This window comes from Rhodococcus sp. PAE-6 (genome assembly GCF_025290685.1).
Classification (GTDB): domain Bacteria; phylum Actinomycetota; class Actinomycetes; order Mycobacteriales; family Mycobacteriaceae; genus Rhodococcus; species Rhodococcus pyridinivorans.
Genome location: NZ_JAOCLZ010000015.1, coordinates 17,233 through 40,738 on the forward strand (window position 1 = coordinate 17,233; position 23,506 = coordinate 40,738).

At 66.8% G+C, this 23,506-nt stretch carries 23 protein-coding genes; 4 read left to right on the top strand and 19 right to left on the bottom strand.

What is annotated here, in order from left to right:
• Positions 1 to 4: 4 nt before the first annotated feature.
• The 5 genes from NVV99_RS27280 to NVV99_RS22315 form a co-directional block, all read right to left on the bottom strand.
• Entirely contained in the window at positions 5 to 238 is a 234-nt protein-coding gene (locus tag NVV99_RS27280; protein ID WP_169833865.1) for a hypothetical protein, read from the bottom strand.
• Positions 153 to 1,514 (bottom strand): AMP-binding protein, encoded by a 1,362-nt coding sequence (locus tag NVV99_RS22300; RefSeq protein WP_082899721.1) that lies wholly within the window; start codon positions 1,512 to 1,514, stop codon positions 153 to 155. Before NVV99_RS22300 ends, NVV99_RS27280 begins: the two co-directional genes overlap by 86 nt.
• A gap of 63 nt (positions 1,515 to 1,577) precedes the next feature.
• Positions 1,578 to 2,342 carry an SDR family NAD(P)-dependent oxidoreductase gene (locus NVV99_RS22305; RefSeq protein WP_064256978.1) on the bottom strand — a complete coding sequence of 255 codons (765 nt, stop codon included), beginning with the start codon at positions 2,340 to 2,342 and terminating at the stop codon, positions 1,578 to 1,580.
• 11 nt (positions 2,343 to 2,353) lie between these two features.
• Positions 2,354 to 3,547 (bottom strand): thiolase family protein, encoded by a 1,194-nt coding sequence (locus NVV99_RS22310; protein WP_064256979.1) that lies wholly within the window; start codon positions 3,545 to 3,547, stop codon positions 2,354 to 2,356.
• A 218-nt stretch (positions 3,548 to 3,765) separates the two neighbouring features.
• Positions 3,766 to 4,857, bottom strand: a complete 1,092-nt coding sequence (locus tag NVV99_RS22315; RefSeq protein WP_169833866.1) for an ABC transporter substrate-binding protein — start codon at positions 4,855 to 4,857, stop codon at positions 3,766 to 3,768.
• 209 nt (positions 4,858 to 5,066) lie between these two features.
• On the opposite strand from NVV99_RS22315, the gene NVV99_RS22320 reads away from it, so the two are divergent.
• Both NVV99_RS22320 and NVV99_RS22325 read left to right on the top strand, forming a co-directional pair.
• Positions 5,067 to 6,080: a zinc-binding dehydrogenase gene (locus tag NVV99_RS22320; RefSeq protein ID WP_169833867.1), complete on the top strand. Its 1,014-nt coding sequence runs from the start codon at positions 5,067 to 5,069 to the stop codon at positions 6,078 to 6,080.
• Between the two features lie 31 nt (positions 6,081 to 6,111).
• On the top strand, positions 6,112 to 7,539 hold the full coding sequence (locus tag NVV99_RS22325) for an aldehyde dehydrogenase (protein WP_064257015.1): 1,428 nt from the start codon (positions 6,112 to 6,114) through the stop codon (positions 7,537 to 7,539).
• A gap of 194 nt (positions 7,540 to 7,733) precedes the next feature.
• Here the strand turns inward: NVV99_RS22325 and NVV99_RS22330 are convergent, their stop codons facing one another.
• From NVV99_RS22330 to NVV99_RS22355, 6 genes are read right to left on the bottom strand one after another with little or no spacing between them, the layout of a single operon-like run.
• Positions 7,734 to 9,299 carry an AMP-binding protein gene (locus NVV99_RS22330; RefSeq protein ID WP_064256982.1) on the bottom strand — a complete coding sequence of 522 codons (1,566 nt, stop codon included), beginning with the start codon at positions 9,297 to 9,299 and terminating at the stop codon, positions 7,734 to 7,736.
• Positions 9,300 to 9,330: 31 nt separating this feature from the next.
• Positions 9,331 to 10,467 carry a hypothetical protein gene (locus tag NVV99_RS22335; protein ID WP_064256983.1) on the bottom strand — a complete coding sequence of 379 codons (1,137 nt, stop codon included), beginning with the start codon at positions 10,465 to 10,467 and terminating at the stop codon, positions 9,331 to 9,333.
• Complete coding sequence (locus NVV99_RS22340; RefSeq protein WP_082899724.1) at positions 10,464 to 10,883, bottom strand: Zn-ribbon domain-containing OB-fold protein; 420 nt, start codon at positions 10,881 to 10,883, stop codon at positions 10,464 to 10,466. Before NVV99_RS22340 ends, NVV99_RS22335 begins: the two co-directional genes overlap by 4 nt.
• Positions 10,880 to 11,725, bottom strand: a complete 846-nt coding sequence (locus tag NVV99_RS22345; RefSeq protein WP_064257017.1) for a MaoC/PaaZ C-terminal domain-containing protein — start codon at positions 11,723 to 11,725, stop codon at positions 10,880 to 10,882. Before NVV99_RS22345 ends, NVV99_RS22340 begins: the two co-directional genes overlap by 4 nt.
• Entirely contained in the window at positions 11,725 to 12,594 is an 870-nt protein-coding gene (locus tag NVV99_RS22350; protein WP_211270129.1) for an SDR family NAD(P)-dependent oxidoreductase, read from the bottom strand. Before NVV99_RS22350 ends, NVV99_RS22345 begins: the two co-directional genes overlap by 1 nt.
• A gap of 7 nt (positions 12,595 to 12,601) precedes the next feature.
• Complete coding sequence (locus tag NVV99_RS22355) at positions 12,602 to 13,675, bottom strand: MBL fold metallo-hydrolase (RefSeq protein WP_064256985.1); 1,074 nt, start codon at positions 13,673 to 13,675, stop codon at positions 12,602 to 12,604.
• A 159-nt stretch (positions 13,676 to 13,834) separates the two neighbouring features.
• On the opposite strand from NVV99_RS22355, the gene NVV99_RS22360 reads away from it, so the two are divergent.
• Positions 13,835 to 14,731, top strand: coding sequence for a LysR family transcriptional regulator (locus tag NVV99_RS22360; RefSeq protein ID WP_064256986.1), 897 nt, complete (start codon positions 13,835 to 13,837; stop codon positions 14,729 to 14,731).
• On the opposite strand, the gene NVV99_RS22365 is transcribed toward NVV99_RS22360, so the two are convergent.
• Genes NVV99_RS22365 through NVV99_RS22395 form a run of 7 tightly spaced genes read right to left on the bottom strand, consistent with a single transcriptional unit; the run spans position 14,665 to position 21,498 of the window.
• On the bottom strand, positions 14,665 to 15,576 hold the full coding sequence (locus NVV99_RS22365) for a LysR family transcriptional regulator (RefSeq protein WP_064256987.1): 912 nt from the start codon (positions 15,574 to 15,576) through the stop codon (positions 14,665 to 14,667). The genes NVV99_RS22360 and NVV99_RS22365 overlap by 67 nt on opposite strands.
• Positions 15,577 to 15,612: 36 nt before the next feature.
• Positions 15,613 to 16,761 carry an acyl-CoA dehydrogenase family protein gene (locus tag NVV99_RS22370; RefSeq protein WP_064256988.1) on the bottom strand — a complete coding sequence of 383 codons (1,149 nt, stop codon included), beginning with the start codon at positions 16,759 to 16,761 and terminating at the stop codon, positions 15,613 to 15,615.
• A gap of 16 nt (positions 16,762 to 16,777) precedes the next feature.
• Positions 16,778 to 17,812: a CaiB/BaiF CoA-transferase family protein gene (locus NVV99_RS22375; RefSeq protein ID WP_156665292.1), complete on the bottom strand. Its 1,035-nt coding sequence runs from the start codon at positions 17,810 to 17,812 to the stop codon at positions 16,778 to 16,780.
• Positions 17,809 to 18,573 carry a crotonase/enoyl-CoA hydratase family protein gene (locus NVV99_RS22380; RefSeq protein WP_064256990.1) on the bottom strand — a complete coding sequence of 255 codons (765 nt, stop codon included), beginning with the start codon at positions 18,571 to 18,573 and terminating at the stop codon, positions 17,809 to 17,811. Before NVV99_RS22380 ends, NVV99_RS22375 begins: the two co-directional genes overlap by 4 nt.
• Entirely contained in the window at positions 18,570 to 19,577 is a 1,008-nt protein-coding gene (locus NVV99_RS22385) for a nitronate monooxygenase family protein (protein ID WP_257606229.1), read from the bottom strand. The genes NVV99_RS22380 and NVV99_RS22385 overlap by 4 nt, the downstream gene beginning before the upstream one ends.
• Positions 19,574 to 20,356, bottom strand: a complete 783-nt coding sequence (locus NVV99_RS22390; RefSeq protein WP_064256991.1) for an enoyl-CoA hydratase/isomerase family protein — start codon at positions 20,354 to 20,356, stop codon at positions 19,574 to 19,576. Before NVV99_RS22390 ends, NVV99_RS22385 begins: the two co-directional genes overlap by 4 nt.
• Positions 20,353 to 21,498, bottom strand: coding sequence for a thiolase family protein (locus NVV99_RS22395; RefSeq protein ID WP_064256992.1), 1,146 nt, complete (start codon positions 21,496 to 21,498; stop codon positions 20,353 to 20,355). The genes NVV99_RS22390 and NVV99_RS22395 overlap by 4 nt, the downstream gene beginning before the upstream one ends.
• A 407-nt stretch (positions 21,499 to 21,905) precedes the next feature.
• Between NVV99_RS22395 and NVV99_RS22400 the strand changes: the two genes are divergently transcribed.
• Positions 21,906 to 22,841 carry an ABC transporter substrate-binding protein gene (locus tag NVV99_RS22400; protein ID WP_064256993.1) on the top strand — a complete coding sequence of 312 codons (936 nt, stop codon included), beginning with the start codon at positions 21,906 to 21,908 and terminating at the stop codon, positions 22,839 to 22,841.
• Between the two features lie 49 nt (positions 22,842 to 22,890).
• Here the strand turns inward: NVV99_RS22400 and NVV99_RS22405 are convergent, their stop codons facing one another.
• Positions 22,891 to 23,493, bottom strand: coding sequence for a TetR/AcrR family transcriptional regulator (locus NVV99_RS22405; RefSeq protein ID WP_064256994.1), 603 nt, complete (start codon positions 23,491 to 23,493; stop codon positions 22,891 to 22,893).
• Positions 23,494 to 23,506 lie beyond the last annotated feature (13 nt).

Sequence of the window (23,506 nt, forward strand, 5' to 3'; positions counted from 1 at the left end):
CCCGCTACCGATCTCCGTTCACCTCCGCCCGCACAACTCGGCGCAGCAACTTGCCCGCCTCGGACCGCGGCACTGCGTCCCGCACTTCCCAGGACCGCGGGACCTTGTAGCCCGCAAGGCGCTCGCGCAGGGCAACTTCCAGGACTTCAACGTCAACGGGGTCGGAACCCACTACAACGGCATGGACACTCTCGCCCCACCGTTCGTCCTTGCGCCCCACTACACACGCGTCGATCACTCCTGGAACTTCGAGTAGTGCGTGCTCGACTTCGGCGGGATAGATGTTCACCCCGCCCGAGATGGTCAGGTCGGCGTCGCGCCCGGTCACGTACAGGTAGCCAGCCTCGTCCAGGTATCCGAGGTCCCCCAGCGTGATCGTCCCGTTCAACCGGGACCTTTCCGTCTTGTCCGCGTCGCCGTGATAGGAATGTGGGCAAGGTCGAGCGGAAGTAGATCAGTCCCACTTCTCCCGCTGAGAGAGGATTTCCGTGCTCGTCCCGGACGGACAGCTCTGTCGCCTGGCCAGCCCGCCCGACACTTCCAGGATGCTCAAGCCACTCCTCGCTGGTGATGAACGTCGCGGTCCCCTCTGTGCCGCCATAGATCTCGGTGACCACGGGTCCGAGCCACTCGATGATCCCCCGCTTCACCACGGGCGGGCACGGCGCCGCGGTGTGCACGATGCGGCGGAGCGACCGGGTGTCGTACCGGCTGCGGTCCGCGACATCGAGGGCCAACAGATCCGACATCATCATCGGGACGAGGTAGGTCCAGGTGACGGCGTGCCGACCGATCAGGTCGAGGCAGATGCGCGGGTCCCATTTCGGTGCGACGACCACGGCGTGCCCGAGAGCCAACGCCTGGTCGACGAACACCGAGCCAGCGGTGTGATACATGGGTGCGGTACTGAGGAACACGCCATTCTCGACGTCGACGCCGTACGTGTCGCCGCGTGCGACCGCGAGCTGAGCGGCCTCCTGCGGGGTGACACCACGGAGGGCGCGGCGTACCCCCTTGGGGCGTCCCGTAGTCCCCGAGGTGTAGAACATTCGCGAGCCCGCCGCCGTCGTTGCCGTCACCTCGGTCGACTCGTCGTGGAACCAACCGTTCGCACCGTCGCCAGTAAGATCGCCGACGTCGATGACGACGCAGTCGGTCCCAGCATCTGCAACACCGGCGGCGGCGAGGTCCATGAACTCAGCGGTCGTCAGCAGGATTCTCGCATCCGAATCCGCTATGACGTAAGCGATCTCGCTGCGTGTGAGATGACGGTTCAATGGAGTCAGATAGAGCGGCCGCTGGAGAACCGCGCGCTGGGCGACGATCTGTTCAGGACCGTCCGGCATCAGCACCGCCACACTGCTCCCCTCGCCGAGGCAGGGCTGCTCTGCCAAGAAGTTCACGATCCGGTTCGTCGACGCCGCAACTTCTCCGAAGGTCATGGTCGTGCGACCGTCGGCGACGAGCGCGACCCGTCCGGGGTCGTTCAGGGCGTAGTGCTCAAAGGAGCGCACGGTCGTCCTCCTACAGGACTGCGGGGGTGGGTGCGGACTCGCGGGGCTATGCCGGACGCCCGGTCACTTCGGGCCCATGCGCAGACCGCCGTCGAGGCGGATCGTCTCACCGTTCAGCATCGGGTTGTCCAGGATGTTCTCGGCCAGTTGTGCGAACTCGCCGGCGTTCCCGAGTCGGCGAGGATGCGGAACGGCGCCGTAGAGGCGTGCCCGCGCGTCTTCGCCCATTCGTCCGAGAATAGGGGTGTCGAAGACGCCGGGCGCGATCGTGCACACCCGGATCAGCTTGCTGGAGAGGTCCCGAGCAGCCACGATCGTCATGCCCACGACGCCCGCCTTCGAGGCGGCGTAGGGAATCTGACCGATCTGGCCCTCGTACGCGGCAACCGACGCGGTCAGCACGATCGCGCCCCGTTCGCCGTCCACCTCGTCGTTCCCGGCCATCGCGGCCGCGGCGAAGCGGAGCACGTTGAAGGTGCCGAACAGGTTGGTGTTCACCACGGCCGCGAACGTCTCCAGTGAGCCCGGCTGGCCCTCCCGATCGACCAGGCGCACGGTCCCTCCCCGACCTGCACAGTGGACCACGCCACGCAGCGGCGCACGATCGGCCGCGGCAGCGACCGCTGCCTCGACCTGGTCCGCGTTCGACACGTCGGCGGGCGCGAATCGGACGTTCGGACCGATAGCCTCGGCAACGTCGCTGCCCGCGCTCGTCGGCAGGTCGACGATGACCACCTCGGCGCCCCGCGCGGCGAGGCGCTCGGCGCTGGCGCGGCCGAGACCAGAGGCCCCGCCGGTGACGACGACGGATGCATTGTCCAGCTTCATGTTTGACTTCCTTAGTGAGTGAGTGACTCGACGATGTAGGCGTTGGCCATTCCGCCCGCCTCGCACATCGTCTGTAGTCCGTAGCGTGCGCCAGACTGGTCGAGTGCGTTGATCAAAGTCGTGAGGAGTCGGACGCCGGACGCTCCGAGTGGATGTCCGAGCGAGATGGCCCCGCCGCGCGGATTGACCCGACCATGGTCGACGCCGAGGGCTGTCATCCATGCCATCGGCACCGATGCGAATGCCTCGTTGACTTCGAAAATGTCAATGTCGTCGAGGGTGAGGTTGGCCCGGGCGAGCACCTTGCGGGTGGCTGGGATCGGCGCGGTGAGCATCATCTCGGGATCGTCACCACATGCGGTGCTCGACGCCAGCCGAGCCCGCGGGGCCAGCCCGAGGGAGTTCGCTCGCGAAGCCGACATCAGCAGCACTGCCGCTGCGCCGTCAGTGACCTGGGAGGAACTGCCCGCCGTGGTGACCCCCTGAAGGTCGGGGAAGGTGGTCGCCACCTCGCCCCCCGCGAAGGCAGGCGCGAGCTTCGCCAGGCCTTCGACCGAGGTGGTCGGGCGGATCGTCGAGTCGGTGTTCACCCTCGCACCGTCGGCCACGGTGACGGGGACGATCTCGTTGTCGAATCCGCCACCGTCCACCGTGGACTGGGCGCGCCGGTGCGATTCCGCCGAGTAGGCATCGAGGTCCTCGCGCCCGAGCCCGAAAGCGGCGGCGACCCGGTCCGCCGCCACACCCTGGCTCGTCAGGTGCGGGAACCGCGCGCGCATCGCCGGGCCGTAGCCGTCCTGTCCGAGCTTCGCCGCGCCCATCGGCACGCGACTCATGGACTCGACGCCCGAGGCGATGACGATGTCCGCCTGGCCGGACGCAATTGCCTGCGCGGCAAAGACGACAGCTTGCTGACCCGAGCCGCACTTGCGCTCGATCGTCGCGGAGGGAACGTGCAGCGGAAGGCCCGCGGCCAGCCACGCCACCCGCCCGACCGTGCCACCCTGCTCACCCGCCTGGGTGACACATCCGGTCAACACGTCGTCGACCAGCGCAGGGTCGAGATCGCTGCGGCGAATCAGCTCGCACAGCACCTGCCCGAGTAGTTCTGTGGGATGCAGTGAGGACAGCTCGCCGCCAGGCTTGCCCTTCGCCATCGGCGAGCGCACCGCATCGACGATGACGACCTCCTCGAGTCGGTTCATCGACGTGCCACCGCCGCCTGTACGTGGTTCAAGTCGCGCACCATGGGGTCCTTCCTTCCTCGTGACGAGATCACGACACGAGCATTGTTTTCAAACAGCCTGGCAGTCAACGGCTTTCACGGATTGGAAATCCGACGCACCCCCTCGGGGATACCTATGCCAGGCGGCCCGCACGCTCCTTCTGGGGTGCGGACCGCCGTGCCCTGCGGAGCAGTTCGTCAGCTCGACCCGGTCATCCAGTCGCGTGAGCAGGTGTTCGCAGCTTCGACGAAGCTCGGGTCGAAGAGGGTCGTCACGTCCTGAGGCTCGCCGTACTCGAGTCCACCATTCTCGAGCGAGAAGTCCTGCAACTCGGTGAGGAACTCGTCGACTCCGTCCATCGACAGTGTCGGATCGAAGTAGAGGAGCGGGGACTGCTCGACGACCGACTCGTCCGTCTCGAGCAGGGCTGCGAGTTGGGCACGCACCTCAGGATCCTGACGGTAGTCACCCTGCAGGTTTTCCTCGATGGTGCGGCTCACCACCTGGAGAAACTTCACGACCGTCTCCGGTCGATCCAGGAACTTCGGGCCGGCGATGAGCGACGTTCCGGTGACGCCGGGTGCGTAGCTCGCAATGGGGCGCAGGTTGTTGTTCTTGGCGGCCTCCACCTCGAGCGGAGACGCAATCCAGGTGGCGGCGACGGCCTTGTTCTCCAGCGCGACCAGCGCGTCAGCACCGACCAGCTGCTTCAGCGTGACATCGCCGATGTCCAGATCGACGCTGGCGAGCGCGTTGTCGAGGATCAGACCGCCGATCCCAGTTCCGGATGTCGGGGATCCGACGCTCTGCCCGGCAAGGCCCTTGAGATCCGGTTCCGGTCCGGTGCCGACGTAGTCCACGTGCGCCCAGTAGCCCGGCAGCGGCGTGCCGGGTTCGTACTCCTGCTGTGTATCGAACGGCATCATCCACTGCACGTCGACACCGCTGTCCACGGCGTTGAAGTGCGCGGCGGAGTAGCTTGTCATCTGGGCGTCAATTCGCCCCTGTGCCACGAGCGGGATCGCTTCGGCGGATGGAATCTTCTCGAGCGTCACGTTGAGCCCGGCCTTGTCGAACGCCCCGGTCGCCTCGGCGAGGAGTACCGACGAGAACACCCCTAGGTTGGATCCGGCCGAGATGACGATCTCGCCGGTGGTCGACGCATCCGGGCACGCGGCGCCAGCGGAGCCACCACCGTTCGCCGACGTTGTCGGACTGCTGCACGCAGCGAGACCAGCTGCAAACAAGGCGGAGGCGGCGGCGAGCGCTGCGGCTCGACGATTCGGCACGTACATCACATACCTTTCATTCAGTGGAATCTGATTAGATCCAGCTGAATGCTATGGGTGGTTAGTTTGTGATGTCAACCACATAGTACGAATAGTGTGATGTGCTAACTTCCAATGAAGGAAAGCAAATGTCTTTGAGTGAAATCTGGTGAGCCGTGAAGGGCATACTGTGGACCGGCGATGAGGTCCAGTACGTGGAGGATCTAGAGGTGGGCGAACCTGGCCCCGGTCGGGTCTCCGTAGACATCGACATCGCTGGCTTGTGTCACAGCGATCTCAAGCCGGTGGCGGGCGACATCCCGCAACTGACGCCGGTCGTGCTGGGCCATGAAGCCATCGGTCGCGTCGCTGGTCTCGGGGAGGGCGTAAACCCAGCCTGGCTGGGCAAACGCGTGACGCTCACCGTCCTCCCGTCATGCGGAACGTGCGAGTTCTGTTCCAGCGGACGCGAACACTGGTGCCGGGCGAGTGCCGCACCCGCACCGTCGCCGTTCACAAGGCATGGCCGCCCCGTGCACCAGTTCGTCAGACTCGGGGCATTCGCGTCCCGCACGGTGGTCGGGGTGTCGCAACTCATCGAGTTGCCCGAGTCCCTCGACGCGCTCGTCGGCGCGATGCTCGGGTGCGCCACGGTCACCGCGTTCGGCGCGGCCAAGCAGCAGGCGCGCATCGGCGAAGGTGACAGCGTCCTCGTCACGGGTGTCGGGGGCGTGGGCCTGAACTCGATCATCGCCGCTCGGCACTACGGGGCGCGCCACATCACCGCATACGACGTGCACGAGAGCAAACGTGAACTGGCCTTCCGCTGCGGAGCGGACGAGTTCCACACACCCACGACGGCCGGCGCCATCGCGTCGATCGCACCCGCGGAGGGATTTGACGTCGTGCTCGAGTGCACGGGGGCGGCACCGGTGCTGCGGGAGGCCTTCCACTCACTCGGCTGGGGCGGCAGATGCGTCATCGTGGGCCTGCCCGCTCACGGCACCGATGTGGGTCTCGAGATCCGCGACTTTTTCAACGACAAGTCGCTCCACGGATGCCGGATGGGCTCGGTGTCGCCGCAGCACTTCATCCCCCAGCTGGCCGCCTCGATCGAGCGGGGAGAACTCGACCTGTCACCTGTCGTCTCCGCTCTCGTTCCCCCACAAAATGTGAACGACCTGATCACGGCACTCGGCAGGGGCGAGCTTGCCCGCGGGTATCTCGACTTCCGTGGCCACTGACGAAGCACCGTCCGAGACGAAGGATGAGTTGATGTACACGACCTGGATCGACGGCGACGCGATCACATCTACCGCGACCTACGGTGTCTACGACCCCGCGACGGGTGCGGAGATCGCCTCCGTACCCGAATGCAGCCTTGCAGACACCGAACGAGCGATCGATGCCGCGGATCGTGCGCGCCGCAGCTTTGCGGCCACCGACCTCGACGTTCGGCGCAAGTTTCTGGATAGGATCGCCGACCACCTCGAGACCGATCGGGAGTCGCTGACGGAGTTGGCGATTCGCGACACCGGCGCTCGCATCGACGTTGCCCGCACGCTGCACGTCGACGGCGCGGTGGCGCGGTTCCGCCAGTGGGCGCGCACCCCGGCTGAGGCCCTCACGCCCGCAGCGCCGGCCGACGCCGCAGGTGTTTCTGCCCGCCTGTACCGTCGCCCGGTCGGGATCGTCGGCTGTATCAGCCCGTACAACTTCCCGCTCCTCGCGATGTCTGCGAAGGTGAGCGCCGCACTGTTCTCCGGGAACGCGGTGGTCATGAAGCCCGCGCCCCAGGACCCGCTGCTGGTGATGGAGCTGGGTCGTATCGCCACCCTGGCCGCCGGCGAGCTGGGCCTGGACCCCGGTGTCGTCGGAACGCTCACCGGATCGACTCCGGCCACGGGCGAGGCACTGGTCGCCGATCCCCGGGTGGGCGCGATCAGTTTCACGGGCAGCACCCATGTCGGTCGCGCGATCTTCGCCAACGCTGCGCCTCAGGTCAAACGCCTTCTGCTGGAGCTCGGGGGCAAGGGCGCCGTCATCGTGCGGGCAGACGCCGACCTAGACCAGGTAGTCGCCAACGTCACCCGGACCTGGACTCTGCAGTCCGGCCAGGTGTGTCTGACGCCGTCACGGATCCTGGCCCACGAGTCGGTGGCGGACCGTCTGGAGGATCGACTGGCGACCGTGCTCACCACGCTGCGGAGCGGAGACCTGCGCGACCCGAACACGTCGGTTGGGCCAGTCATCTCCGCGACACAGCGTGACCACATCGAGCGGCTCGTCGGGTCCGCCGCGGCCGCGGGACGGCGGGTGCATCAGTTCACTGATCTCCCCGACAAGGGATTCTGGACCGCGCCGACGCTTGTGGCCGGAGCCGATGCGCACGACGACGTCATGCGCATCGAGGCATTCGGACCAATCATGGCGCTCAGCACCGTCCGCAGCGACAAGGAGGCCGTCGAGATCGCCAACAGCCTCGAATTCGCACTGTACGACTACGTCTTCAGCGCCGATCTCGAGGCTGCCGAAGCCGTCGCATCCCGACTCGACGCCGCACAGGTCGGCATCAACACCACGGCCCGGCATCCACTGGCACCCTTCGGCGGCAACAAGCACAGCGGTATCGGACGGACGGGCGGCACGTACGCCCTGGACGCCTACACGAACCTGCAGGCGTTGATCGCCCGGGACTCCTAGCCGCGCACCCGCGACACCGCCCCGAACGTGCTCCCGTCGGCAGAACGCCGGCGGGAGTTTACGCATGCCCGCGGGCAGTCGATGGACCTGACATTACGATGCACATGAACAATGCACATGACATTGGCGGGTGTCGAGAGTGGGTCCACTCTCAACACCCGCCAAAGTCGGAACCGACTGTGCTTCAGCACTTCTCAGTTCGAACCGTCGACACCAAGCGCGCTCGCCAGTGCGCCGCCGTTCGCGAAACCGGACTCCGCGACGACCCGCTCACGCACCACCCGGCGGAGCAGCTTGCCCACCTCCGAATGCGGGAGCTCGTCGACGAACTCGAACGTGCGGGGAACCTTGTAGCCCGCGATCTTCGTCCGCAGTGCCGTCTCCACCTCCGCGCGCAGCGAGTCGTGATCCTCGACTGGCTCCGCGGTCACGACAACGGCGTGGACCGACTCGCCCCATCGCGGATCGGGCCGGCCCACCACGCAGGCCTCCCGGATGGTGGGCAACTCGACCAATGCGTGTTCGATCTCGGCGGGATAGACGTTCACACCACCCGAGATGATGGTGTCTGCGGTGCGGTCGCAGAGGTAGAGGTACCCGTCGTCGTCGAGATATCCGATGTCGCCCAGCGTGATCTCGTTCGCGATGCGTGACGATTTCGTCTTCTCGGGCGCGTTGTGATATTCGAACGGCGTCTTGGCGTTCTCGAAGTAGATCGCCCCGATCTCGCCGGGTGGCAACCCTTCACCGTTCTCCCCCCGGATGGTGATCCGGACCCCGGCCCGCGCACGTCCGACGGATCCTGGTCGGGCCAGCCACTCCTTGGAGGTGATGAGCGTGGCCGACCCCTCGGTGCCTCCGTACACCTCGTTGAGGACGGGACCGAGCCAATCGATCATCGCCCGCTTCACCGACGGCGGGCACGGCGCCGCCGTGTGGATGACGGTCCGGAGACTGGATACGTCGACTCGGTGGGAATCCCTGACCTCCAACATGTCCTGCATCATGAGTGGGACGAGGTATGCCCAGGTCACCTGGTACTGCTCGATGGCGTCGAGCGCGGTCACAGCAGACCAGCGAGGCAGGATGACGACCGTGTGGCCGACCTCCAGTGCCTGGTCGGCGTACGACAGCGGGGCGGCGTGATACATGGGAGCGACCGAGAGATACACCCCACCCTCGTGGTTCACGTCATACTTCTCGGCCCGCTCGACGGCCGCCGCGGCGACCGCGTCCGGCCCGCCTGCAGGCAGCGGGCGACGAACCCCCTTCGGCTTGCCGGTGGTTCCTGAGGTGTAGAGCATCCTGCTTCCGCCAGCGGAAGACTCCGGTCGGGTCAGCGGGTGCGCCTCGACTTCTGCGTTGCCTCCGGTCCGGTCGAGCTCGACGATGCGATCGGTCGGGAGGCCGGCCAGCAGGCACGCCTCCCGGACGAGTCTGGCGTACTCCGCAGTGGTGAATACGATCCGCGCATCGCTGTCCTGGAGGATGTGAGCCACTTCCGGGGCGGCGAAGTGCCAGTTGATCGTCGTCAGGTACAACGGCTGCTGAAGAACAGCGCGCTGTACCGCCAACAGAGCCGCGCCGTTGGGCAGCAGCACGCAGACCGACGCGCCGGGATCGAGGTCACGGGCGACAATGAGGTGAGTCAGCTGATTCACCCGGGCCGCGAGGTCGCCGAACGAAGTGGTTGTGCCGTCGGGGTCTACGACCGCCGCTCGATCGGGCGTGGTCTCGGCGTACGAATAGAAGCTGCGCATAATTTCTCCTTCACTATATCCATATGTCCAGTCAACGGGGACGGCCGAGAATGGTGACGGCAGCAGCGGTGAACATTCCACCGAACCCGAGGGCGAGGCTGGTACCAACCACCCCCGCGTCGGCGTCCGCCTCGCCCCGGATCTGGCGCACGGACTCCGTCAACGCGAACATCCCGTACATGCCGGTATGTGTGTAGGCGAGGCCGCCTCCGTTGGTGTTGAGCGGGAGCGCACCACCCGGGCTCGTGCCGCCGTCGGCGATGAACCGTGCCGCTGCGCCGGGTTCGAAGAAGCCCATGCTTTCTAGTCCGATCCACGGCAAGTGCGCGAAGGCGTCGTAGTTCATCACGTGGTCGATGTCGGAGTGCTGCAGCCCCGCCTCGGCAAAGGCGTCGCCTGCGGCCTGCCGAGCCGCACGCGAGACGCCGGCGTCCGGCATATACGCGACCATCAGCGAATCCGTGCCCTCGCCGGTGCCGAGGACCTCGACCGCCCTGCCCTTCTGGGCAGGACCGACGTCCTCCGCCCGGACCAGCACGAGGGCTCCACCGCCGTCCGTCACCATGCAGACCTGCGGGACCCGGAACGGCCACGCCAGGACCGGCGCCGCGAGCACCTCGTCGATCGTGACTCGGTCGCGGCGTCCCGCCCGCGCGTTCTGGTGCGACCACTCCCGCTGCGCGACGACAACCGCCGCAAGGTCGGACTCGGTCAGACCGTGGTCGTGCATATAGCGAAGCGCGGGCAGGGTGAATTTCGTGTACGGGGCGCGTGCCCCGTACGGTTCCTCGAACTGCCCAACCAGGGCGGCAGGATCGCGGGGCCGGGGGGGTACACCGACCCGAGATCGGTTCGATTCACCGTGGGTGATGAGCACCGCGTTCGCGTGCCCGGCCCTCAGCGCGGCCGAGGCGTGGCGGACGTGGGCCATGAATGAGCACCCGCCGACATTGGTCGTGTCGACCCATCGGGGCTGCACGCCGAGGGCGTGTGCCACCTGGTGGGGTGAGTAGGCCCCCGCGACACCGTCGATGTCCCCGATCCCCACGCCCGCGTCGGAGAGTGCCCTCAGGCCAGCCTCGACGTTCAGCTCCAGCACGGACTGGTCCGGAATGCGGCCGAGCCGTTCGGTTTCCGCGGCACCGATGATGTGGCAACCGGTGGTCATGCGTGCTCCTCCTGAACCGTGAAGACCGGGATCTGCTGGTTCCCGCGTGGTTCGAACTCCACCCGTACCCGCCGGTCCATGAGAGACATGTCGTGTCGGGCCTCCACTCCTCGAATCACGGAGAGCAACCGCGGGCCCTCGTCCAACTCGATAACGGCGACAACGTACGGCGCGGCGGCGGCGAACGCTGGCTCGGTCCGTTCGACGACCACGTAGCTCCAGATGCGCCCCGTGCCCTGTGCCCGGAACCACCCGAGTTCCCTGCCCCCGCAGCTCGGACAGTTCAGCCGTGGGTATCCGATCGCCTCGTCGCAGCGCGCGCATCGCTGCAGGTGCAGTTCTCCCCGTCGCGCCGCGTCCCAGTACGGCGCGGTGAGCGGCGTCGGCTCCGGCACCGGCATGGGCTCCGTGGTCACAGAGTCACCCCCCTGGTCGTGCGTATCCGGCCGCCGTCGACGACGACACGTTCGCCCACGCGTGCTCGGTAGACCAACTCGCACTCATCCACCTGTGCCACGTCGATCTCGATGGACTCACCGGGAAACACCGGGTTGCGGAACTGTCCGTCGATCTCGGCCACCGCACCGACGTCGGAGCCGAGTACCCTGCCGATCACCGTGCGCGCAACGGTCGCCCAGGTGCAGAGCCCGTGGAGGATCGGCCGGCCGAAACCGGCACGGGCGGCGAATGTCGGATCGCTGTGCAACGGATTGCGATCACCGCACAGCCGGTAGAGCAACGCCTGGTCGTCGCGGGTGGACGCCGTCACGCTCGCGCCCCACATCTGCTCGACTAGGGCCGGACGTTCGCCGCTCGACATCGGCTTCGAGCCGAGACCCCGCAGGAAGTAGGACGAGTGTGACGTGAACAGCGGCGTCCCGTCGGCATGATTGCGAGCCATGGCTGCCGTCTCGAGTACCACGCCCGTACTACGATCGGTCATCGACACGATGCTCGTGGTGACGTCGATCCGTCCCTCTGCCGGCAGCGTCGCGTGCAACTCCACCCGCTGCCCCGCGAAAACAATGCAGTGCGAGGGGAACTCGCCGACAAGGTGTTTGACCGGCCGCAGCGAGCCGCCCAGCACCGCCGCGAAGGTCGGGAGTGCCTGCAGTTCAATGCCCTGCGAGTTCTCGGTGACGAGGTGCAGGTCCTGCGGGCCGGAGCCGACCGCGAGGTTGTAGAGCAGCGTGTCGTCCGTCGTCCAGTCGGCACTCCACGGTTCGGAACCGGCCCCGACGTTGTCGTAGAGCAACATCACTTGGGCCCGCGCATGTCTGCGTTCGGGCGAGCGATCTCGAGCAACTCGTGGAGCGTCTTGTCGAGCGTGTCGATGTCATCCGCAGGCGGGGCGCTGGGACCGTGCGACCAGCCCTCGGCGACGGCCACTTTTCGCCCGGAGGAGAGGAAGACCCGCCCGGTGACGTCGGCGCTGCGTGGCGAAGCGAGCCACTCCACCACCGCTGCGGGCCAGCGGGGTGACATCTCGTCGTTCACGGTGGCCGGATCCCGGCCGGGGATCGAGGCGACCATCCTGGTCGCGGCTCCTGGGCTGATGCAGTTGGCGGTCACGCCGAAGCGGGCAAGTTCGAGTGAGGCGACGATCGTCATCGCGGCGATACCCGCCTTGGCTGCCGAGTAGTTGGCCTGCCCGACGTTGCCGAAGAGCCCCGACACCGATGTCGTGTTGATGACCCGCGCATCCACCTTCTCGCCGGCGTCGGCGCGTTCCCGCCAGTGCACTGCGGCGTGATGGAGCGTACTGAACGTACCTTTCAGATGGACGTTGATCACCGCGTCGAACTCGGCCTCCGTCATTTTCGCGATGGTCCGGTCGCGCAGGACCCCAGCGTTGTTGACGAGGACGTCTAACCGTCCCCAGGTGTCCACCGCTAGCCGGATCAGGTCCTCGGCCTGGTTCCAGTTCGAGATGTCGTGCCCACTGAAGATCGCCTCGCCTCCCGCGCTGGTGATGCGGTCGACTACGGATGCGGCGGGCGCATCAGGGTCAGGCCTACCGTCAAGAGTCACACCGAGGTCGTTGACCACCACCTTCGCGCCCGCGGCGGCGAGCCGTTCCGCATACGCGGCACCGAGTCCCTGCCCTGCGCCGGTGACGATGACCACCCGGCCTTCACACGAAGCTACGGTCATTTGCTCCACTCTCTTTCGTTGAGTTCGGGCGCCAGCGTTCGCCGGCGTCGAGTACTGCGCGTCCTTGCCTTCGCAGATGTACAAGGTGCGCCAGGGTCTCTTTCACCGCGAGGTTGGTCGCGCGGAAGTCCTGCTCACCGATCGGCCGGTGCCAGCTCAGCGCGAGTGCCACGTCGTAGCAGGAGATCGGTCCGCGCACTCGCAACACCGTCGCGATCTCGTCGAGCCGGTCGGTGTGGTGTTCCTGCAAGTCCCGCACCCGCTCCCGCGCCCCTCGGAATCGGAATTGATGGGCGGGCAACACTTCCCACTCATCGCACAGCGCGACGCGGTCGAGCGACGAGAGGTAGAGCGCCAGCACGTCGTCCTCGAGGTGGTACAGCTGGCTGATGTTCGGCGAGATCGTCGGCAGCAGGTGGTCACCGCTGAACAGCACGCGGGCACGCTCGTCCGCGAAGCAGAGGTGGCCTGGGGTGTGACCGGGGGTCCACCACGCCGTGAGGGTGCGGTCCGCGACCTCGATTCGATCACCGTCGGCCACAAAGTCCACGCGGTGCAGCAGGTCTGGTGCCAGCCGCGGCGATCGGAGCGCGCGCTCGCCGATGCGGACAGGGTCCGGGCACCCTGTCGTCGCCATGAGACTCCGCCATACGGCCGTTCGTGCCTCGTTGAACGCAGACCGGTCGGGCCGCACGGTGTCCGCGTCCGCGATATGGAGCCACACCCTCGACTGCGGCGCGTGCTCGAGCAGTCGCGGTGTGAGGCCGAAATGATCCGGGTGCATGTGTGTGATCAGGACACGGGTCACGTCAGCGAGGTCGAATCCGCACTCGGCGGCTCCGCGCACGAGCGTGGTCCACGCCTCGTCGGTGTTCAGGCCGGGGTCGATAAGGACGCAACCGTCGTCATCCGCAATCAGGTAGCAGAGTGTGTATCGGATCGGGAGGCTGCCGGCGGGCACCGGAACAGCCCACACGTCGGGAGCGATCTGCTCGACGGCGGGAAGTCTGCGGGCAGACCAGGCGTCCCGTTGTCGACTACCTGTGCAAATCATGACAGTCCTCCGCGTTGTTTGGCGTTGCCCTGAAGCCAAGCCGAAGTGGAGCACGTCACACAAAGTCCAAACGTCGAAATCGTCGGTCGGAAGTGCCTATGGCTGGGTAAAGGCTGTGAGCGAGTATGGATTCCGTCACGATCCTTGTAGGCTGATGCCATGGATCTACGGCTGCTTCGGTACTTTGTTGCGGTAATCGATCACGGGAACGTCACCGCTGCGGCGCAGGCCCTCTACATGTCGCAGCCGTCGCTGTCGCAGGCTATGCGGACTCTCGCAAAGCGCCTCGACGTCACCTTGTTCACCCGGGTCGGGCGGCAGCTACAACTGACGCCGGAGGGCCGCGAACTGGAAGTGCAAGCCCGCGAGATCATCGAACAGGTCGATCTGGCCCGCGCCCAGGTCGAAGAGGTCGTTCAGCTGCGGACCGGGCGGGTCACGGTGGCGACGTCGAGCACCTTCGGGGTGTTTCCGCTCCCGGCCATCGCACGGGCAATGCTCGCGCGCCATCCTCAGATACAGGTTGTCGTGCTCGACGGCCGGTCCCCGGAGGGAGCGGCGACGCTCGTTCGCAACGGTGCGGCCGAGCTCGGTTTCGTCGAGCTGCCGATGCATGAGGAGTCGCTGGTCACCCACCTGCTCGGCAGCGAGGAGATTGTCGTGGTCGGCGCCGAGTCGGTTATCGGCGACGGGGCGGAACCCTTGACCAAGGCGCAGACCCGGCTGCTGCCGTTTGCGCTGCTCGACCGCGCGAGCGCGGGACAGTCGCGTTCCGCGCGGCACATCGTCGCGGTGGCCGAGCGAGTGCTCCTGACCGCAGCCGAGCGCGAAACCCTTTGGGACGTAGTGTCGTACGGAGCAGTTGCGACCTTCGTCTCAGACGCAGCCGCCGACATCGTGCTCCCGGGGACACCACGTCGGTCGCTCTCTCCGCCCCTGCTCCGCGACGTCGGACTGGTCCATCGCACTGGACCGCTGACACCCGCAGCTCAAGCCTTCGTCCGCGCGGCGAGATTGGTCTCCGCTTCCGCCCTGCAGACCTCGACGAAGTCCTGAGTGACGCCTGATTCCCGATCCTCGGCCCACAGCAGGTGGACGTCACGTTCGAGGACAGGGTTCAACGGGCACACCACGGCGCCGATGTGCTCCGCACGGGCCCGGTCCCGGTCGGTGATGAAGCTCGACCCCAGCCCGGCGGCGACCAAACTCAAGCGGTCCTCCCGGCGGGAGGCGCGTAGGGGAACCCGCCGCGGTGAACCGAGCAGGCTGAAGTGCTCCGCCAATGCCGGATAGATGTCGGAAGACGAACTGGACAGAACCAGCGGGCGTTCGGAGAGATCTTCCAGGGTCAATCCCTCCGCCGGAACCACGGTGCCGGGAGGGTGAACGGCGAGAACGGTTTCGGTGTCCAGAACGAGCGAGGAGAGATCGTTCGCCTGGGCGGCCGTCCGCCCGACAACGACGATCGCGACGTCGGCCATCCCACTCTTGACGAGATCGGCCGCGTCCGTCGCGTTCGCCGCGCGGGTCGTGACCACCGATGCCCGTGAACTCTGTCGAAGAAAACTGGCGATGCACCGTGGCCCCGCCCCCGAGGCCGAGTTGTCGATCAGACAGACGGTGAGCCGAGCCGCGGCAGCGCCGCCGTCCTGTCGGATGGCCTCGGGGGTTGCTGCGGCAAGTCGTGTCAGGCGCCGCGCGGTTCCAAGCATCGCGTACCCGGCCGAGGTCAGGGCCATCCCGGTGCCGAGCCGGTAGAACAACGGTGTCCCGAGCTTGCGCTCAAGCGTCTGCAGTGCCTCCGAAATGGTGGCCGGGGAGGCCTGCAGCACGGAGGCGGCGGCGCTGATGCTTCCTTGCTCGCTGACCACCACGAAGAAGCGTAGCTGCTGCAGCTCCATTGCCCCTCCGATCCTGGTCGGGCGGAGCCGGGGAGATCACAGCCCGATCGACTTGGCGATGATGCCCCGCTGCACCTCGTTGGTGCCGCCATAGATGCGAGAGATTCGAGAGTCAGTGTACATCCGGCTGATCCGGTACTCACTCATGAACCCGTACCCTCCGTGCAGTTGCAGACACCGATCGATGACACGCGACTGCAACTCCGTGCAGTACACCTTCGCCATGGACGCCTCGGAGGCGGTCAGCTCGCCGGCCTCGTGCGCGAGCATGTACTGGTCGATCAGTGCTCGACCTGCGGCGATCTCGGTTCGGCAGGAGGCAAGTTCGAACTTCGTGTTCTGGAAGCCGGCGACCGGCTGGCCGAAGACCTTGCGTTCCTTGACATAGTCGATTGTGATGCGCAGCGCGGTCTCCGCGGAAACCTGGGCTCCGAGGGCGATACCCAAGCGTTCACCGACCAGGTTGTGGGCGAGATAGCTGAACGCCGCCCCCTCCTCTCCGAGGAGGTTGCCCATGGGGACCCGCACGTCCTCGAAGAACAACTCGGCGGTGTCAGTGGCCTTCTGACCCATCTTCTCGAGGTTGCGACCTCGGCTGAATCCGTCGAAGTGCGACTCGACCACGAACAGGGAGAGCCCCTTACGGCGCTCCTCGTGCGTGCTCGTGCGTGCCGCGACGATCACCAGATCGGCGTTGATGCCACCGGTGATGAACGTCTTCTGCCCGTTCAGTACCCAGTCGCCGCCGTCCTTTCGGGCGCTCGTCCGCATGCCGGCCAGATCGGAACCCGTCGCCGGTTCCGTCATCGCGATGGCGCCCATGCGACGTCCGTCGACCATGTCCGGCAACCAGCGCTTCTTCTGCTCTGGGGAACCGTTGGCGAGGATGTAGGGAATGACGAGGTTCGCATGGGTCCCCACTCCCCCGAGAGCCACACCCGCGCGGCTGCATTCCTCGGTCCACACCGACTGATACAGGAAGCTGTTCTCCAATCCGCCGCCCCCGTACTCCTCCGGCACTCGCAGTCCGAACAGGCCGAGATCGCCGACTTTCGTGTAGAAGTCGTGCGGCACCTTGCCGGACTTCTCCCATTCGTTGAAGTGCGGCACCACCTCGCGTTCGAGGAAGGTCCGCACGGACCCGCGGAACGCCTCGTGTTCAGGCTGGTAGATCGATGTGGTCATGGCGTCTCCTTGATTGTCAGTCCCGGCGAGAGGAGCCGAGTGCGGTAATCCGTGGCGCGGGTTCCGGCAACGCGAATCCGTTGGCGTCCGTGGAGAAGACAGCGCGTTCACGGTTGTGAGGATGATGCGGGGCCTCATGCATGGCCAGAACTGGCGACACGCACGCGTCGCGCCCAGCGAAGTGCTCGACCCATCCGTCCCGGTCGCGAGTTGCGAACCGGGACTCGAAGAGTCGGCGATGCTGCGGCCAGGCATCGCGGTCGTGCTGGTCTCGGGGGTCCACCTGGTCCGTCAGGTCGAGACCGTCCAGGAGCTCGCGATAGAACTGCGGTTCGATGGCCCCTACTGCGACATGACGACCATCGGCGCAAGTGTAGGTGTCATAGAAGGGTGCGCCCCCATCGAGCAGGTTCCGGCCTGCGGGCTCCGACCACCGACCCTCCGCGGCAAATCCCCACGTCATGGCCATGAGGGCAGCGGACCCGTCCACCATCGCCGCATCGACGATGGCACCGACACCGGTGTCTTTGGCTCTCAGGAGCGCACTGACCAGACCGAACGCGAGCATCATCGCACCGCCTCCGAAGTCACCCACCACGTTGAGGGGAACCACCGGTCGGTCCGGCTCCCGGCGAATCGAACCGAGTACGCCACTGACCGCGATGTAGTTGATGTCGTGCCCGGCACTGTCGGCAAGTGGGCCGCTCTGCCCCCACCCGGTCATACGGCCGTAGACGATCCCGGGCCTCACGCCGGCCACGTCGTCTGGTCCGAGGCCGAGCCGTTCCGCGACGCCGGGACGGAATCCTTCGATCACGGCGTCCGCGTCTGCGACGAGCGCCAAAACCTCCTGGCGGCAGCTCGGATCCTTGAGATCGATCTCGACGATCCGCTTTCCGCGGTCCAGGACGGCCGGGCGCGGCACGGCGCCGGGTCGAACGAGACGGGTCACCTCTGCACCGTGGTCCGCCAGCATCATCGCGCAGAACGGTGTCGGGCCGACACCGCCGAGCTCTACCACGCGAATGCCGGTCAGCGGCGCCGGGCTCATGACCGGGTCCACACCGGGCGCCGCTTCTCGGCGAACGCCGCGGCACCCTCACGCGCGTCGTTGCTCGTCGCGATCGGCGCGGTGATCGGCGCCTGCCGGGCGAACCTGTCCTCCAAATCCCAGTCGACGGACTCCACGAATACTCGCTTGCTCGCCGCGACGGCGAGGGGCCCGTTCGCGGCGATGGTGGCTGCCAGCTCGAGTGCTCGATCCAGCGCCTGCCCGCCGGGGGTCACGTGATTGACCAGGCCGTAGTGATGTAGGCGCCCCGCGTCGATGGGCTCACCGGTCAGAATGAGCTCGAGCGCGATGTTGGCCGGGATGCGCTCGCGAAGGCGGAAGAGCCCACCTGCCGCCGCGACCAGGCCACGTTTCGTCTCGGGAAGCCCGAATCGGGCGGTTTCAGAGGCGACCACCAGGTCGCATGCCAGCACGAGTTCAAATCCTCCCGCCAGCGCCCATCCCTCGACCGCTGCGATCAGCGGCTTCGTCGGCGGCCGCTGTGCAATCCCGCCGAACCCGCGACCGGGAATCGACGGCTTCTCACCGCGGAGGAAGCCCTTGAGGTCCATTCCCGCACAGAACGCGGTCCCCGTTCCAGCGATGACCGCCGCCGACAAGGTGTCGTCCGACTCTAGGTCGTCGACGGCCGCCCCGATGCGCTCGGCCATCGCGAGCGTCATGGCATTGCGCGCGTCCGGTCGGTTGAGGGTGATGAGTAGTACACCGTCGGTGCGTTCGATCAGTACTTCGTCGGTCATGCGAACTGTCCGTTCGGAACGGGAACCAGCGGAGCGAGCCGGTTCGCGATGAGATCGGTGGCTTCGAGGACAATGCGCTCGACGAGTTCCGCCACTGTGGGGACGTCGTGAATCAGGCCTTGCGACGTGCCGACGGTCCAGATACCCAGGTCGGGATCGCCGTTCTCGTACACCCGGCGCCCCCTGGCCCCTGCGACGAGTTCGCGAATGTCTTCGAACACTGCACCGTCGTTCAGGCGCCGGACCACCTCCCGGCTGACGTCATTGCTGGCAACGCGCGCCGTGTTGTTCAGCTGACGGAAGATGAGTTCCGTTGCCCGCTCATCGGCGTTGACGATGGCGTCCTTGATGTCCGGGTGGATCGGCGACTCCTGGGTGCACATGAAGCGTGTCCCCATGTTCACCCCATCGGCGCCGAGCGCGAGGGCCGCGACGAGCCCTCGGGCGTCGGCGATGCCACCCGAGGCGATGACGGGAATCGACACGCTTTCGACGGTGCGCGGTATCAGCACGAGTCCTCCGATGTCGTCCTCACCGGGATGGCCCGCGCACTCGAAGCCGTCGATGCTGATCGCGGCAACGCCGAGGGACTCGGCCTTCATCGCGTGCCGGACGCTCGTGCACTTGTGAATGATCTTGACGCCGTGCGGGCTCAGCATCTCGACGATATGAGCGGGCAGATTGCCTGCTGTCTCGACGATCCTGACCCCGCTGTCCACGATCACCCGGCAGTACTCGTCGTACGGGGGCGGATTGATCGTGGGCAGGATCGTCAGGTTGACGCCGAAGGCGCGATCGGTCAGCCCTCGGGTCCGCTCGATTTCCGCTGCGAGCGCGGCCGGAGACGGCTGGGTGAGCGCAGTGAGGAAGCCGAGAGCTCCAGCGTTGGCGACGGCGGCGGTCATCTCCGCCCGTCCGACCCACTGCATCCCGCCCTGCACGAGCGGTACGTCGATCCCGAACAGCTCCGTGAAGGGTGTGCGTATCGGTCCGGGTGTGGTCACAGTTGCCACCGTCCTTCGAATCGCGGTGTCTCGCGGGCCACCGCAGCGGCGCGACCGACCGGTGCGTCGGTCGCGAAATTGATGAGTTGGGCGTCGTTCTCGCGCGCGACGGCCTCGGCGAACGTGCCGTTGAACGCAGCGTTGACCAACGCCTTGTTCTGCGCGAGCGCGACTGGTGGTCCGGCTGCGATCCGTGCCGCCAGCTCGGCAACCGTGGATTCGAGATCGGCCGCGTCCACCAGCCGGTTCACCAGCCCCAGCTGATGGACCGCCGTCGCGTCGAGTAGGTCCGGCAGGAACAGGAGTTCCTTCGCGCGGTGCACCCCGACCATCCGTGGCAGCAACCACGATCCGCCGCAGTCGACCGACAGGCCGCGCCGGGCGAAGATCTGGGAGAATCGCGAACGGGTCGTGGCGACGACGAGATCGCAAGCGAGAGCAAGGTTCCAGCCCGCGCCCACCGCGTCGCCGTCGACCTTGGCGATCGTCGGCACCGGGATCTCGTGCAGCGCGACGACGGCACTGGTGATCAACCGCATCCGGGCGGACGGGTGCGCCGCCGGACCCCCACCCGCGGTGACATCGGCGCCGGAGCAGAAGGTGTCCGCGGCGCCCTGCACCACCATCGCTCGCGTGGTCCCGTCGTCAGCCACATCCTCGACGGCCTCGCGCAGCGCGATCCACGCGGATCGGTCGAGCGCGTTCTTGCGGTCGGGGCGATTGAGGGTCAGTGTCGTGACCGCACCGTCGCGGGCGACCAGCACACTGGGTGTGCTCATGCGAGAGCCTCCACGACCGTCGCGTTCGCCATGCCGCCGCCCTCGCACATGGCTTGCAGGCCCCAGCGACTGCCCTCCCGCTTCATGCGATGGACCATCGTGGTCATGAGCCGGGCGCCGGACGCACCGAGCGGGTGCCCGAGAGCAATGGCGCCGCCCTGCGGATTCGTGCGTGCTGGGTCGGCGCCTGTTTCCGTCAGCCAGGCTCCGAGGACCGACGCAAACGCTTCGTTCACCTCGAAGGTGTCGATGTCGTCGATCCCGAGACCCGCTTTGGCGAGCACGGCCGCCGTCGCCGGGATCGGGCCGGTCAGCATCGTGAGTGGGTCGGAGCCAACGACACTGAATGAGTGCAGGCGCGCCATCGGGGTCAGGCCGAGTTCGGCGGCGCGCTCCGACGTCATCAGGAGCAGGGCCGCGGCCCCGTCCGAGACCTGGGACGCGGAGCCGGCAGTGTGCAACCCGCCGAATGCGGGCTCGAGCGCGGCGAGGGTCTCGGCGGTCGTCTCGGGTCGGATGCCCTCGTCGGCCGCCACCACGTTGCCGTTGGGGGTGGTGACGGGAAGGATCTCGTCGGCGAACGTTCCTGTGCGTTGCGCCTCGGCCGCACGGTGGTGGGACACGGCGGACAGTTCGTCGAGTTGCCGTCGCGACAGCTGCCACTCTTCGGCGATCCGGTCGGCGCCGGTGCCCTGATTGAAACGGGTGATCCCGTATCGCTGTTCCAGGCTGGGCCCAAGTGCCGACTCCACCCCCATCCGGGCGGTGCCCATCGGGACCCTGGTCATCGACTCGACTCCCGCGGCCACCACGATGTCCTGCATACCTGACAGGATCGACGCTGCGGCGAAATGTACTGCCTGCTGCGATGATCCGCACTGTCGGTCGACGGTGACGCCGGGAACGGATTCCGGCCACCCTGCGGAGAGCGCAGCCATCCGTGCGATGTTCCCCGCCTGTTCCCCTGCCTGGGACACACAACCCATGATCACGTCGTCCACCAGGAGGGGGTCGAGGCCCGACCGGTCGATCAGACCGCGCAGGACCTGACCCGCGAGTTCCACGGGATGCACATCGGCGAGGCCCTTCCTGCGGCGACCGATGGGGCTCCGCACGGCTTCGACGATGACGACGTCACGCATAGGGGTTCCACCTTTCCAATTCCGGGACTTTCGGGTTCTTCCGATTGAATGCGGCCCGACCAGCGCCGAACAAGGACCAGTTGCCGACGGGCGGTGCCGGAGAATTGAATGGGTTCCGCGAAGGAGCAGGTCAGGGCTGCGGAGGCCGGCTACGGCGGGTTGGCGCGACGCTCCCGTTCGTTGACACCACACAGCGCCGTGATGTGGTCTGCGTCTCATCACATCCATGACCCGTTCCCACGGAAGGCCCCCACATGCGCCCACTGAGAAATGTGCTCACCACTGCCGCCTTCGCGGCGGTCGTACCCCTCGCTCTGACTGGTTGCTCCACACCCGAAGGAACCAATTCCACTGCAGCGGAAGGTGGCTCGTCCGAGGCATGCCCCACGTCGTCGGCTCGCGAATCGGTGACGCTCGCCGCCGGGCAACTGATCGAGGGAATGGCGCCTGTGCTGCTCGCGATCGAAAGCGGAGCGTTCGATGAGGCGAACCTGGATGTCAAGATCGAGCCGCTGCCCACCGCGGACGCCCTTCCCCAGATCGCGCAACGCAGACTCGACGGGCAGATGACGTCGTTCAGTACCGCCAACTTCAACATGGCCAACAGCGGGATGAACCTGCGGTGGGTGATGCCGTTGTACGAGCTGCCGTCGACGGAAGAGACGGAGGAGCTGCCCGGATACTGGGCGAACATCCGGTACGTGGGGACAGGTGACGAACTCGACCTGTCAGGTCTGAAGGGTCAGCTGATCGCGACGCCTGTCGCGCCGGCCGGGACCGGCGCGGGTGCCAAGCTGCTCGAGAAGTCGTTGACTGAACAGGGCATGACCCTTGACGACGTAAAGTGGACGGTGCTCAGCGGCGCGGATTCGCTTGCGTCACTGGAGAACGGCGCGGTGGCGGCGGCGTGGCTGTCGCAGCCGTTCGAGCGGATGGCAGCGAAGGACGAGAACCTCCGTTTGCTCGGGACGTACGAGCCGGGCGTGAACGGCAGCGCACTGCTCGCCGGCCCGTCGCTCGGTGACCGCCCCGAGGTTCTCAAGCGGTTCATGATGGTGGTCGGGGACGTGTCCGAGAAGTATCTGCAAGGCAACTACCGCGGGAACCCGGAAACGGTGCGGTTGCTCGCGGCGGCACTCGACCAGGACGAGGCGTCGCTGCGCGAGGGTGTTCCGTTGACGTTTGATCCAACCCTCAGCATGGACGGCGCTGACACGTACGTCGAGGAGCTGCAGGAGTGGACGATGGCCCAGGGCAACCTGGAGTACGACACACCCGTTCCGACCGACCGACTGGTGGACACGGAGACGGTAGCCGCGGCCGCGGCCTGCCGTCAGGGCTGACCGTCGGCGGGTGGGGGCCGACACTCCCCTCAACCCCCACCCGTCGCGGTTAGCGGACGATTCGCTCGCCCAGAACTACCAGCGTCTCGCTGAGAACCTCCCGCACCTGATCCTGTGTGAGGGTCTCGTGGTCCACCCATTCCCGCACTGCGGCCTTCACCATCCCGCCGTACGCACGGATGGTCGCCAGTGCGGTGACCCGCGCGCTCCCGGTGCCCGTGAACCCGATCGCCTCGAGAACCCGATCGGCCGCTTGGTTGTCGGCCTCGTCGAGGATCGCCCGCAGTTCAGGGTCGTTGCCTCCCCCATCAACGCCGACCGCGAGCCAGGTCCGACCGTGGGCCGCCAGAACCTTCATCAGCCAGTCGACGGACGCGGTCACCCGCTCGCGCAGCGTCCCCTCAGGGAGGTCCACGTCGTCGAGCATCGGGACGAACATCATCGCACGCACGACTTCGAGGTACAGGTCTCGTTTGGTCCCGAAGTAGTGGTGGAGCAGCCCTCGGGCGACACCGGCCTCTTTGGCGACCGCCGCCATCTGGACGGACCCGTAGGGTTGCTCACCGAAGACCCGGATGGCGGCAGTCAGGATCGCAGACCGCCGCTCATCCGGCTCCAGGCGTCGCCACCGAGGTTCGAGGTTGGTCGTCATGGCGTCAATGCTG

What these genes read in the sequence shown, in the direction of transcription:
- NVV99_RS22335 (WP_064256983.1), bottom strand. Translation starts at nt 10,467, where the DNA reads ATGACCACCGGTTGCCACATCATCGGTGCCGCGGAAACCGAACGGCTC.
- NVV99_RS22330 (WP_064256982.1), bottom strand. Translation starts at nt 9,299, where the DNA reads ATGCGCAGCTTCTATTCGTACGCCGAGACCACGCCCGATCGAGCGGCG.
- NVV99_RS22310 (WP_064256979.1), bottom strand. Translation starts at nt 3,547, where the DNA reads ATGAACCGACTCGAGGAGGTCGTCATCGTCGATGCGGTGCGCTCGCCG.
- NVV99_RS22325 (WP_064257015.1), top strand. Translation starts at nt 6,112, where the DNA reads ATGTACACGACCTGGATCGACGGCGACGCGATCACATCTACCGCGACC.
- NVV99_RS22305 (WP_064256978.1), bottom strand. Translation starts at nt 2,342, where the DNA reads ATGAAGCTGGACAATGCATCCGTCGTCGTCACCGGCGGGGCCTCTGGT.
- NVV99_RS22380 (WP_064256990.1), bottom strand. Translation starts at nt 18,573, where the DNA reads ATGACCGACGAAGTACTGATCGAACGCACCGACGGTGTACTACTCATC.
- NVV99_RS22390 (WP_064256991.1), bottom strand. Translation starts at nt 20,356, where the DNA reads ATGAGCACACCCAGTGTGCTGGTCGCCCGCGACGGTGCGGTCACGACA.
- NVV99_RS22360 (WP_064256986.1), top strand. Translation starts at nt 13,835, where the DNA reads ATGGATCTACGGCTGCTTCGGTACTTTGTTGCGGTAATCGATCACGGG.
- NVV99_RS22355 (WP_064256985.1), bottom strand. Translation starts at nt 13,675, where the DNA reads ATGATTTGCACAGGTAGTCGACAACGGGACGCCTGGTCTGCCCGCAGA.
- NVV99_RS22405 (WP_064256994.1), bottom strand. Translation starts at nt 23,493, where the DNA reads ATGACGACCAACCTCGAACCTCGGTGGCGACGCCTGGAGCCGGATGAG.
- NVV99_RS22395 (WP_064256992.1), bottom strand. Translation starts at nt 21,498, where the DNA reads ATGCGTGACGTCGTCATCGTCGAAGCCGTGCGGAGCCCCATCGGTCGC.
- NVV99_RS22370 (WP_064256988.1), bottom strand. Translation starts at nt 16,761, where the DNA reads ATGACCACATCGATCTACCAGCCTGAACACGAGGCGTTCCGCGGGTCC.
- NVV99_RS22365 (WP_064256987.1), bottom strand. Translation starts at nt 15,576, where the DNA reads ATGGAGCTGCAGCAGCTACGCTTCTTCGTGGTGGTCAGCGAGCAAGGA.
- NVV99_RS22345 (WP_064257017.1), bottom strand. Translation starts at nt 11,725, where the DNA reads ATGTTGCTCTACGACAACGTCGGGGCCGGTTCCGAACCGTGGAGTGCC.
- NVV99_RS22375 (WP_156665292.1), bottom strand. Translation starts at nt 17,812, where the DNA reads ATGAGCCCGGCGCCGCTGACCGGCATTCGCGTGGTAGAGCTCGGCGGT.